Annotated in this window: 6 protein-coding genes; 2 read left to right on the forward strand and 4 right to left on the reverse strand. The window is 68.4% G+C overall.

The features are described 5' to 3' along the window. Positions 1-4213, forward strand: a 4213-nt coding sequence (locus A9W96_RS02225) for an acyltransferase domain-containing protein (RefSeq protein ID WP_067137721.1), incomplete at its 5' end; no start/stop codon positions are given. A gap of 8 nt (positions 4214-4221) precedes the next feature. Then, a complete protein-coding gene (locus A9W96_RS02230) occupies positions 4222-5787 on the forward strand; it encodes an acyl-CoA carboxylase subunit beta (RefSeq protein WP_156748756.1) in 1566 nt (521 codons plus the stop codon). Between the two features lie 71 nt (positions 5788-5858). Here the strand turns inward: A9W96_RS02230 and A9W96_RS02235 are convergent, their stop codons facing one another. The 4 genes from A9W96_RS02235 to A9W96_RS02250 form a co-directional block, all read right to left on the reverse strand. Beyond that, positions 5859-7640, reverse strand: coding sequence for an acyl-CoA dehydrogenase family protein (locus A9W96_RS02235; protein WP_066873090.1), 1782 nt, complete (start codon positions 7638-7640; stop codon positions 5859-5861). Positions 7641-7838: 198 nt separating this feature from the next. Then, positions 7839-8288, reverse strand: a complete 450-nt coding sequence (locus tag A9W96_RS02240) for an FHA domain-containing protein (RefSeq protein WP_067020820.1) — start codon at positions 8286-8288, stop codon at positions 7839-7841. Positions 8289-8408: 120 nt separating this feature from the next. Next, positions 8409-8924 carry a hypothetical protein gene (locus A9W96_RS02245; protein ID WP_067137722.1) on the reverse strand — a complete coding sequence of 172 codons (516 nt, stop codon included), beginning with the start codon at positions 8922-8924 and terminating at the stop codon, positions 8409-8411. A gap of 171 nt (positions 8925-9095) precedes the next feature. After that, positions 9096-12335 (reverse strand): arabinosyltransferase domain-containing protein, encoded by a 3240-nt coding sequence (locus A9W96_RS02250; protein WP_066873168.1) that lies wholly within the window; start codon positions 12333-12335, stop codon positions 9096-9098. Positions 12336-12418 lie beyond the last annotated feature (83 nt).

Below are 12418 nucleotides of genomic sequence, written 5' to 3' on the forward strand. Positions count from 1 at the left end.
GGCCGTCATCGCCGGTAGCGCGGTCAACCACGACGGCCGGTCCAACGGGCTGATTGCCCCCAATCAGGACGCCCAGGCCGAGGTGCTGCGCCGGGCGTACAAGGACGCCGGAATCGACCCGCGCACCGTCGACTACATCGAGGCGCACGGCACCGGCACCGTCCTGGGCGACCCGATCGAGGCCGAGGCGCTGGGCCGCGTCGTCGGGCGCGGCCGCCCGGCCGACCGCCCGGCGTTGCTGGGCGCGGTGAAAACCAATGTGGGACACCTGGAGTCGGCGGCCGGTGCGGCCAGCCTGGCCAAGGTGGTGCTGGCGCTGCAGCACGACAAGCTGCCGCCGTCGATCAACTTCGCCGGCCCGAGCCCCTACATCGACTTCGACGGCATGCGCTTGAAAGTCGTTGACACCGCGAGCGATTGGCCGCGATACGGCGGCTACGCGCTGGCCGGGGTGTCCAGCTTCGGCTTCGGTGGGGCCAACGCGCACCTGGTCGTGCGCGAGGTGTTGCCCCGCGACGTGATCGAACGCGAGCCCGAGCCGCAGGCCGAGGTCATCGCTCCGGCGGCCGCCGGCGAAGACCCCGCCGAGGCGCCCACGCTGGAAAGCCACTCGCTGCGGTTCGACGACTTCGGCAACATCATCCCCGACGCCTCGGAGGCCGTGGAGGAAGAATACGAGCTGCCCGGCCTCACCGACGAGGCGCTGCGCCTCAAAGCGATCGCGGCCGAAGAGCTTGCCGCGCAAGAGGAATCGGAACCGACCAAGCCGCTGATCCCGCTCGCGGTGTCAGGATTTTTGACCTCGCGCAAGAAGGCCGCCGCCGCCGAGCTCGCGGACTGGATGGAAAGTCCGGAAGGCCAGGCGTCGTCGCTGGAATCGATCGGCCGGTCGCTGTCGCGGCGCAACCACGGCCGCTCGCGCGCGGTGGTGCTGGCCCACGACCACGAAGAGGCCATCAAGGGCCTGCGGGCGGTCGCCGAGGGCAAGCAGAAGCCCAACGTGTTCAGCACCGACGGGCCGGTCACCAGCGGCCCGGTCTGGGCGATGGCCGGTTTCGGTGCGCAGCACCGCAAGATGGGCAAGAACCTGTATCTGCGCAACGAGGTCTTCGCCGAATGGATCGAGAAGGTCGATGCGCTGATCCAGGACGAGCGGGGTTACTCGGTGCTCGAGCTGATCCTCGACGACTCCCACGAGTACGGCATCGAGACCTCCAACGTCGTCATCTTCGCGATCCAGATCGCGCTGGGCGAGCTGCTCAAGCACCACGGCGCCAAACCCGCTGCGGTGATTGGCCAGTCGCTCGGTGAGCCCGCGTCGGCCTACTTCGCCGGCGGCCTGTCGCTGCCCGACGCGGCCCGCGTGATCGCGTCACGCTCGCACCTGATGGGCGAGGGCGAGGCCATGCTGTTCGGCGAATACATCCGCCTGATGGCGCTCGTCGAGTACTCCGCCGACGAGCTCAAAACCGTGTTCGGTGACTTCCCCGGCCTGGAGGTGTGCGTCTACGCCGCGCCCAGTCAGACCGTGATCGGCGGTCCGCCCGAGCAGATCGACGCCATCGTCGCCCGCGCCGAGGCCGAGGGCCGCTTCGCCCGCAAGCTGCAGACCAAGGGCGCCGGGCACACCTCGCAGATGGACCCGCTGCTCGGGGAGTTCTCCGCGGAGCTGCAGGGGATCGCGCCGATGAGCCCGACCGTCGGCATCTTCTCGACGGTGCACGAGGGCAGCTACATCAAACCCGGCGGCGAGCCGATCCACGACGTCGCCTACTGGGTCAAGGGAATGCGGCACTCGGTCTACTTCACCCACGGCGTGCGCAACGCCGTCGACAGCGGCCACACCACCTTCCTGGAGCTCGCGCCCAACCCGGTGGCGCTGATGCAGATCGGCCTGACCACCGCCGCCGCGGGATTGCATGATGCCCAACTGATTCCGACGCTGGCCAAAAAGCAGGACGACGTCGAGTCGATGATCTCGGCCATGGCCCAGCTCTACGTCCACGGTCATGATCTGGACATCCGCACGCTCTTCACCCGTGCCCAAGGGCCAGAGGACTACGCGAACATCCCGCTGACCAAGTTCAAGCGCAAAGAGCACTGGCTGGACGTGCACTTCTCCGGCGACGGCTCGGTGATCATGCCGGGCACCCACGTCGCGCTGCCGGACGGGCGCCACGTCTGGGAGTACGCGCCGCGCAACGGCGAGACGGACCTGGCAGCGTTGGTGAAATCCGCTGCGAAACAAGTCCTTTCGGACGCGCAGCTGGTGGCGTCCGAGCAGCGCGCGGTGCCCGGTGCGGGCGCGCGGCTGGTGACGACCATGACCCGGCACCCGGGTGGCGCCTCGGTCCAGGTGCACGCCCGCATCGACGAGTCCTTCACCCTGGTCTACGACGCGCTGGTGTCGCGGGCCGGTCAGAGCGTGGCGGCGTTGCCCACCGCGGTGGGCGCAGGTGCGGCCATCGCCGCGCCGACCACGACCGCCGCGGTCGAGGCGCCCGAGGCGCCGGCCGAGGACGCCGACGCTGAGACGCTGTCGGACAGCCTGACCAACCGCTATCTGCCGTCCAGCGTGGGCCGCTGGTCACCGGATTCCGGCGAGACCGTCGGCGAGCGGCTGGGGCTGATCGTCTCGGCGGCCATGGGCTACGAGCCCGAGGACCTGCCGTGGGAGGTGCCGCTGATCGAGCTGGGCCTGGACTCGCTGATGGCGGTGCGGATCAAGAACCGCGTCGAATACGACTTCGACCTGCCGCCAATCCAATTGACGGCCGTGCGCGACGCCAACCTGTACGCCATCGAGAAGCTGATCGAGTACGCGGTCGAGCACCGCGACGAGGTCGAGCAGCTACACGAGCACCAGAAGACGCAGACGCCCGAGGAGATCGCCAGGGAGCAGGCCCAACTGCTCAGCGGGGCCACGCCGACGACGGCCGCCGCACCGGCGCCGGACCCGCAGGCCGAGCCCCAGACGCAGCCCGAACCACCGCCGTCGGACGCCACCATCCCGCCGCCTCCGACGGACCCGTCGGGCCCGAAGGGCGCGGCGACCAACGGTGCGAAGCCGGACCTGGCCGCAACGCTCAGCCAGGAGGCGGTCGCCAAGGCGCTGAACTCCGATGTGCCACCGCGCGACGCCGCCGAGCGCGTCACCTTCGCCACATGGGCGATCGTGACCGGCAAGTCGCCGGGCGGCATCTTCAACCCGCTGCCCAAGCTCGACGAGGACACCGCGGCCAAGATGGCGCAGCGGCTCTCCGAGCGCGCCGAGGGTGACATCACCGCCGAGGACGTCCTGACGTCGGACACCATCGAGGCGCTGGCCGAAAAGGTGCGTCAGTACCTGGAGGCCGGGCAGATCGACGGCTTCGTCCGCACGCTGCGGGCGCGCCCCGAGGGCAGCTCCAAGCCGCCGGTGTTCGTGTTCCATCCGGCCGGCGGGTCGACCGTCGTCTACGAGCCGCTGCTGAACCGGCTGCCCGCGGATACGCCGATGTACGGCTTCGAGCGCGTGGAGGGCACCGTTCAGGAGCGGGCCGCCCAGTACGTGCCGAAGCTGTTGGAGATGAACGCGGGCAAGCCGTTCATCCTGGCCGGGTGGTCGCTCGGCGGCGCGCTGGCCTACGCGTGTGCGATCGGTCTGAAGCGCGCGGGCGAGGACGTGCGCTTCGTCGGGATGATCGACACCGTGCGCGCCGGCGAGGAGATTCCCCAGACGCAGGAGGAGACCCGCAAGCGCTGGGACCGGTACGCGAAGTTCGCCGAGCGCACCTTCAACGTCGAGATTCCGGCGATCCCCTACGAGCAGCTCGAGGAGCTCGACGACGAGGGCCAGGTGAAGTTCGTGCTGGACATCGTCCAGCAGAGCGGTGTGCAGATCCCCGGCGGCATCGTCGAGCACCAGCGGACGTCCTACCTGGACAACCGGGCGCTCGAGACCGTCCAGATCGAGCCGTACGACGGCCACGTCACCCTGTACATGGCCGACCGCTACCACGACGACGTCATCGAGTTCGAGCCGCGGTATGCGATCCGCCAGCCCGACGGCGGCTGGGGCGAGTACGTGGCCGACCTCGAGGTGGTGCCGATCGGCGGCGAGCACATCCAGGCCATCGACGAACCGATCATCGGCAAGGTCGGTGCTCACCTCTCCGACGTGCTGAATAAGGTGGAGGCCGAAACCAGTCAGACGAGTGAGGTAGGCAAATAGTGACGGAGATGGCGCCGGCTCCCATTCAGCACACCACCGCCGAGAAGCTGGCCGAGCTCTACCGTCGCTTGGAATTGGCCAAAGAGCCGGGCGGTGAGAAGGCCGTCGCCAAGCGCGACAAGAAGGGCATCCCCAGCGCCCGCGCCCGGGTGCACGCGCTGGTCGATCCCGGCACCTTCCTCGAGACCGGGGCGTTGGCCAAGACGCCCAACGACCCGAACGCGCTCTACGGCGACGGCTGCGTCACCGGCCACGCCATGATCGACGGCCGGCCGGTCGGGGTGTTCTCCCACGACCAGACCGTGTTCCAGGGCACCGTCGGCGAGATGTTCGGCCGCAAGGTCGCCCGCCTGATGGAGTGGTGCGCGATGGTCGGCTGCCCGATCATCGGCATCCAGGACTCGGGCGGCGCCCGCATCCAAGACGCCGTCACCTCGCTGGCGTGGTACGCCGAGCTGGGCCGCCGCCACGAGGCTTTGAGCGGTCTGGTGCCGCAGATCTCGCTGATCTTCGGCAAATGCGCTGGGGGAGCGGTGTATTCGCCGATCCAGGACGACCTGCTGGTCTCGGTGCGTGACCAGGGGTACTTCTTCGTCACCGGGCCCGACGTCATCCGGGAGGTCACCGGTGAGGACGTCACCCTCGACGAGCTCGGCGGCTCGGATGCGCAGGCCCGCAACGGCAACATCCACCAGGTGGTGAACTCCGAGGCCGAGGCGTTCCAGTACGTCCGCGACTTCCTGTCGTTCCTGCCGTCGAGCGCCGTCAGCGAGCCCCCGATCGTCAACCCCGGCCTCGAGCCGGAGACCACCCCGACCGATCTCGAGCTCGACTCGATCGTGCCGGACTCGGACAACATGGCCTACGACATGCACGAGATCCTGCTGCGGATCTTCGACGACGGCGACTTCCTCGACGTCGCCGCGCAGCACGGGCCGGCCATCATCACCGGGTTCGCCCGGATCGACGGGCGCCCGGTCGGCGTGATCGCCAACCAGCCCATGTACCTGTCCGGGTCGATCGACAACGAGGCCTCCGACAAGGCGGCGCGGTTCATCCGGTTCTGCGACGCGTTCAACATCCCGCTGGTGTTCGTGGTGGACACGCCCGGCTTCCTGCCCGGTGCCGAGCAGGAGAAGAACGGCATCATCAAGCGCGGCGGCCGGTTCCTGTACTCGGTCGTGGAGGCCGACGTGCCGAAGGTGACCATCACGGTCCGCAAGTCGTACGGTGGCGCCTACGCCGTGATGGGATCCCGGCAGCTGACCGCGGACTTCAACTTCGCCTGGCCGACCGCGCGCATCGCGGTGATCGGCGCCGAGGGGGCCGCGCAGTTGCTGATGAAGCGGTTCCCCGATCCCACCACCCCCGAGGCGCAGCAGATCAAGAAGGACTTCATCGAGGGTTACAACCTCAACATGGCGATCCCCTGGACCGCCGCCGAACGCGGATTCATCGACGCGGTCATCGACCCGCACGAGACCCGGCTGCTGCTGCGCAAGTCAATGAAACTGTTGCGGGACAAGCAATTATGGTTCCGCACGGCCCGTAAGCACGGGCTCATCCCGATCTAGGCCTCGAGCCTCAACGCGAGCAGACGCAAAAGCACCCAAAAACGCACATTTTGAGGCGTTTTCGCGTGCTTTTATGTCTGCTCGGCGGCGAATGCGCCGTCTACCAGTTCGTCGAAGCGCTCCAGCGCCTCGTCGGAGTCGGCGTCGATGCCGCGCAGCGCCCCGCGATCGGCGAGATAGCGCTGCGCGTACAGACCCGCGACGAGCGCCTTGCGCTCACCGCCCCGGGTCGCGCGCTCCCACGCGGCCTGCTCGATCAGCAGGGCGCCGGCGTAGACGTCGCCCATGAATTGGGCCAGCGGGAACAGCCGGGCCTCGGCCGTCTGCCTGTCGAGTTTGGTCCAGGCGGTGATCGCCGCGTCCAGGTCCTCGATCCGCCCGGCGACCAGCCGGGTGGTTTCGCCATCGTCGGCGACCGACACCGCGTCGCGCAGCCGCGCCAGCAGCGTCTCGTGCGCGCGGCTCTGCTCGATCCCGCGCCGCACGTCCAGACACAGAATGTTGTCCGGCCCCTCCCAGATGGTGTTCACTTGCGCGTCGCGCAGCAGCCGCGCCACCGGCCAGGTCTCGATATAGCCGTTGCCGCCGTGGATTTCAATCGCGTCCGAGGCCGCGGTGATCCCCAGCCGGCACACCCTGAGCTTGGTGACCGGCACGGCGATGCGTTGCCGCATGCTGCGCGGCTGACGATGGTTGGTGGCGCCGGTACCGTCGAACACCAGCGCCTGCGCCGCCTCGACGTCGACGATCAGCTCGGCGAGCTTGCGCCGCATCAGTGGCTTGTCGATCAGCGCCCCGCCGAACGCCCGGCGTTGCCGGGCGTAACACAGCGATTCCACCAGGGCGCGCCGCGCGTTACCGAGCGCGAACAACGCGATGCCCAGGCGCGCGGCGTTGGTCAGCTCCATCATGCGTCCCAGGCCCTTGCCGTCGGACGGCCCAGCGGCGTCGGTGGGCTCGCCGGACAGCAGAAACGCTTCGGCGTCGACGAATTCGACCTCGCCGGAGGCCACCGAGCGGGTACCCAGCTTGTCCTTCAGCCGTCGCACCCGCACGCCGTTGCGGGATCCGTCGCGGCGGGTGCGCAGCACCAGGAAGTTGGCGACCCCGCGCGAAGAATCCGGTGCGCCTTCGGGTTTCGCCAAGACGACGAACGCCTGCCCGGCGCAGTTGGACGCGAACCACTTGAAGCCGTTCAACAACCACGCGTCACCAACGCGCCGGGCGGTGGTCTCCAGCGCGCCCAGATCGGAGCCGCCGGTGCGTTCGGTCAGCAGCTGCGCCGTCTCGCCGGCCCACTCGCCGGAGGCGAATTTGGCCGCCACGTGCTCGGCCACGTCGGGCGGCGCGTAGGCGGCCACCAGCGACTGGACCATGCCGCCGCCGGTGCCCAGCGCGCAGCCCATGCCGATATCGGCTTGGTTCAGCAGGTAATTCGAGGCGAACATGGTCAGCGACGAGCTCATCTTCGCCTCGCGCGCTTCGGTGCGCAGCGCCCGCTGGGCGTCCAGGACCGCCCGCTTGGACTGCGTGAAGGAGGCCGGCATGACCACCTCGCTGATGTCATGACCCCACCGGTCGTAGCGCTGCAGCCGCGGGGGGTTGCGATCCGTCTCCTCGGCCCAGCGCGCCACCGGCCCGCCCATCAGCTCCCCGATGCGGGTCAAATGGCGTTCGGCCAGCGCGAGTTCGTCCGGCTCGAGGTAGTAGGCCATGGTGAACTGCAGCGTGGGATCGGTGAGGTACCAGTTGAGTCCCACCGCGCCGCCGTAGTTCTCCGTCGCGTAGCGCTGCGATTTCTCGTCGGTGGAAAACGGCAGCCGGTCCACCGCCTCTAGGGCGTAGTCGCTCATGGGTCAGACGCTACGCGCCGGGCCGGTCGTCAGGCAGTAGCCCGCAAGCGGGCGCCGCTGGCGATTCGGGTCAATATGATCCAGCCACTGGTGCCGAACCGCACGGAAATGATTCGGCCGGAACTGAATTCGCCGATGCGTACCCGGATGTCGTCGGCACTGTCCCGGGGTCAGCGGTCACGGATCCCCTCGTCGCTGTTACGTCGGCTGGGCGGTGAGGAAGATCAGCCTGAAGTTGCCGACCTGGAGCACGTCGCCGTTGGTCAGCACCGCGGAGTCGACGGCGGCACGGTTGAGGTAGGTGCCGTTGAGGCTGCCGAGATCGACGACGCGGAATTCGCCGTTCTCGGAGTGGAATTCGGCGTGCCTGCGGCTGACCGTGATGTCGTCGAGAAAGATGTCGCTGGCCGGATGCCGACCCGCGTTCATGACCGGCTGGTTCAACACGAATCTCGCCCCGACGTTGGGGCCCCGCTTCACGACGAGCATGGCCGAACCGCGGTCCAAATCCGCCGCCGCCTCGGCGACGGCCGATGCCATGTCGACGTCGTCGCGGGCGTCGGCGCGCAGCAGGGAACCCATGTCGCCGGTGGCATCATCGGCCGCGGCGATTCGCTGCTGGCTTGTGTCCCTGTGCGACGCCGACACCGCTCCCTCCCCAGATTTCCTCGGATACTCCCATCGCAACATTTGACTCAAACGTCAAAATAGGGCCGGAAGTCCCCGCTTCACCCGCTCGCCCGGCGCCACCGCGCGGGCGCGCGGCGGCTAGGACCGCACCGGCACCACGAACTCGGACGTATAGAACTCCGCCGGGTTCTGGGAGTTCGCATTAGGCCGCTCGATAATCACCCACACGCCGGTCGTGCCCGGCCGAATGGTGTCAGCAACGGTCGCCGTTGCGTTTCCTGCCCCGTCGGTGAGCATGCTGGTAAATGCGGTTCCCGGGTCACCGGGGCCGCAGGTCGATGAGGACGGACGGGGTTCTTCGATGAGGCCGACGTCGAATTGCGCGCCCGGTTCGGGCGCGTCGACCAGGTGCACCTCGGCGACCGCCCTGGATCCGCTGGTGCGGACGATGGCCGAACCGGTGCCGAGCATCGGGCCGGGTACTTTGGGGGCGATGCTGATCTTGCTGAAGTCGCATCGCCGCAGATAGGTGTCGAAAACGACGGTCGTGCCGCCGCCCTCGGCGGACGCGGTGCCGACGGCTGAAGCCGCGGCGGGGGTGATGACCGCGGTGGCCGCGGCCGCGCAGGTTCCCAGGCGTGTCAGTGTGTGCATTCGGCCACCTCGCTCCGCGGTGTGAACTGGATCACAGCGGAATGAGTATTCACCCGAGATTGGCGGTATTAAACCTTTGCCCGGTAATTACCCGGGCGTTAATTCATTGCGCTATTCCACGCCGAATAACCACGCGCAAAACCATTTCGGCGCCGTATCTTCGGCGTTCCGCTAGGGCTTGATGCGGATCGGCCCGGGTGACCACCATCCGGTGCGGGTGGCGGTGCCCAGGTCGAGCTGCGCCGGGTGGGCGTCGGCGATGGTGTCGAACTTGCGCAGCGATCCCCAGTCGCGGCCCCAGTCATGGGACAGGTATGTCGACATCACGTGGGCCCGCAGCAACAGGTCGGTGATGCCCAGCAGGCCGCCGTTGACGCCGTCCTGCCAGGTGTCGGTGTCCTGCTTCTTGGCGTTGTAGTCCGGGGTGATGCGGAACTCCGGGATGTCGGTGACGCCGTTGGAGTGCAGCATCGGCTGCTGGCACGGGAACGCCAGTCCCACCGCCCAGTCCATCAGCACCGGCCGCTTGGAGCCGACGTACTCCTGCAACGACCGCAGCTCAGGCACCCGTGGGGGAGTCAGCGCGATCCAGTCGTCCGGTGTCAGGGACAGGTCCTCGGCAACCACCCGAACCGCGACCGCGTCGGCGGGCATCGCCGAACGCGCGAAGCGCAGGTTCCGCCACACCTTCGGCTGCTCGCCGTACAGGTCGTAGGGCACCAGCCGGCCGGCCGGCTGCACCGCGCCGCCATTGCCGGGCCTGCCGAATTCCAGTTCCACGGTCTGGCCGCTGGTGTGGCCGTGCAGGATGCTGTTGCCGGCGATGGTGCCCGCGGCGGTCACCACCACCAGCGGGTGTCCGTCATCCGGCTTCGGCAGCTGGTACCACGCCGAGGTGAGCCGGCTCTGCTGCTGCGCGCCGGTGGTGTAGCTGCCGGCCAGCGGCACCCGGCCGGGGTCGAGGCCATACGGCAGCGGCACCGTCGAGCCGTTGACCCCCGGGGCCTTCAACTTGGTCGGCGCGTCCCAGTCGTAGTCGGTGCCGGGCTGCGGCACCTCCGTCTCCTTGATCGACTCGGCCAGGGTGCGGTCCGGTACGCCGTTGGGCGTGAATCCCGTTGGGCTGACGCCACCCAACGGCCCGAGCGGGCCGTAATTGTCCGGCTCTCCTGTTTTGAAAGGCGCCATGAAGCCGGCATTGCTGTCGGGCTCGACGAGCACGTCGTCGGCCAGCCCGCAGCCGCCGCTGAACTCCCGCAGGTTGTCCCAGGCGTTGGAGTAGGTGGGGTACTGGCGCACGATCCCGGCCACCATCGAGGCGATGAAGACGAACGCCATGAAGCCGGCCGCAAGGGGGATGGGCGCGGCGGTCAACGCCCGCGCCAGCCGTCCTTCGCCGCGGTCCCTGGGCGCGAAGTGCAGGTACGCCGCGTAGAGCGCGACGATCACGAACAGCGCGAAAAAGACGGTGCTGATGCTGATTCCGTGGATCCGCGGCATCACGTTGTTGAACGGGACGCCGAAGCTCGACACGTACCACCAGCCGTTGGTGGTGGCGAAACACAGGGCCAGCACGAACAGCAGCGCCGCCAGGAAGGCCATGCGGTTACGCGACCAGCGCAAGCTCTCGTGCGACACCAGCACCGTCGTCAGCGCGGCCATCGCCGCACCCACCGCGGCGAACAGCCCGAAGTGGTGCACCCACTTGGTGGGGGTGAACATCAGAAAGAACATGGTGCCGAAGATGACGCCCATCAGCCGCCAGGCCGGCCCGCGCGCAACACCGGGAATTCGCTTGCGCCGCAACATGATAAAGACCGCGGTGAAGAGGCACAGCGCGGCGATCAGGAAGCCGAAGCGGCGCGACAGCGAGCCGTCGACGGTCGGCAGGATCAGGTAGTAGTAGCGCAGGTTCTCGGTGTACCAGGCCTGGCTGGGGCCGATCGAGGTGCGAATCCTGGTGGCTTCCAACACCGTTGACAGCGTCTGATCGGCGAACACCACCGTCAGGATGACCGTGCCGGCGGCCAGCATCGGCGCGACCAGCGGCCAGGTGCCGACCAGGCGATGGCGTTTCACCAGAATCCGCAGGATCGGGCGGCCACCGGCGACCAGCGCTGCCACCGCGATCAACCCGGTGGGCTGGACGCCCAGGGTGAAGGCCGCGGTGATGACGGCCAGCGCGGCGGGGGTGAGCCGGCTGTAGCGCATGGAGCGCTCGATCAGCACGTAGGTGATCAGCGAACCGACGGCGATGATCGGTTCGGGCCGCAGGCCGTTGTCGAACGGCATCCAGGCCGTCAGCAGGACCATGCCCGCCGCCCAGTTCGCCGCCTTGCTGGCGGCCACCGCAGGGCCGAGCCGGGGTAACACCTCCCGCGAGAGCAGCAGCCAGCACACGATCCCCGCGATCAGGTCCGGCAACCGCATCCACAGGCTGGCGTCGGTGACGTGGGTCATCAGTGCCAGCAGGTTGTAGTACCAGCCGAAGGGGTCCTCGGGGCTACCGAACCAGCGGAAGTAGTTCGACATGTAGCCGGCGCGATCGGCCACCCGGGCCATGCCCAGGATGTAGCCGTCGTCCGACGAGTTCGCCCCGATCACGTGCCACAGCACGAAGCCGGAGATCACCGTGACGTCGGCCAGGGTGAACGTGCGCCAGTTCGCCGGAATGAGCCGGCGCATCCGGTGACCGTCCAGCTGATCGAGGCGCCACAAGGCGATCAGCGCGACGATGGTAGACACGATGGCCAGCACCATCGCGGCCAGCTTCAAAGTCGTTGGGGTGGTGGAGAACCGGGTGTCGATGGTCGCCGAGAGCTGCAGACCGGCCGGGGCCGGCCCGCTCAGGTCGGTGAACACCCCGACGATCTGTGGCCGCAGGTTCGGGTCGGGGAAGCCGCCGCCGAGCGGCTTGCCCGCCGGATCGGTCAGCCCGACGAACGTGGCGAACGCGCCCGCCTTCGTCGAGGTGATCTCGATGCGCTGACACTGTGCCGACTCCACCTGATCGCGGGCCGCGCTGGCGATCACCACGTTGCGGTCGGTGACGTCGACGCGCTTGCCGTTGACCACCACGAACAACGCGTTGAGCGCGGCGTCCTTGCCCTTCTTGGGCGCCGTGCTGAGCACGACGCCGCCCTCCGGTGGCAGGCCGCGCACCACCGAGCACGGCACGGTTACCTTCACGTCGACCGGGGTGAGCGAAATCAGCGGCGCGGTAACGCTGTTCAGCTGGCCGTTCTGCGGCCAGTTCAGCGTCGCGGTGGTCTGCACTACGGGCAACAGCGGGGTGGCGATCGACAGGATGAAACCGATCAGCCCGGCGACCGTCGCGACCCAGCGCGTCACCCGCACGTCCTGGCGGGACAACGCTTCGCGCTCGCGCTTGTCGACGGTCGTGACACTCATTTGCTGGTCGGTTCGCGACCCGTCCCCCGCAAGCGGGAGGTGCCCCCGGCGCCCGGCTTCGCCGCCCTTGCGATCGCTCATGG

Origin of the sequence: Mycobacterium sp. 1245852.3 (assembly GCF_001669335.1) — a bacterium.
Taxonomy (GTDB): domain Bacteria; phylum Actinomycetota; class Actinomycetes; order Mycobacteriales; family Mycobacteriaceae; genus Mycobacterium; species Mycobacterium europaeum_A.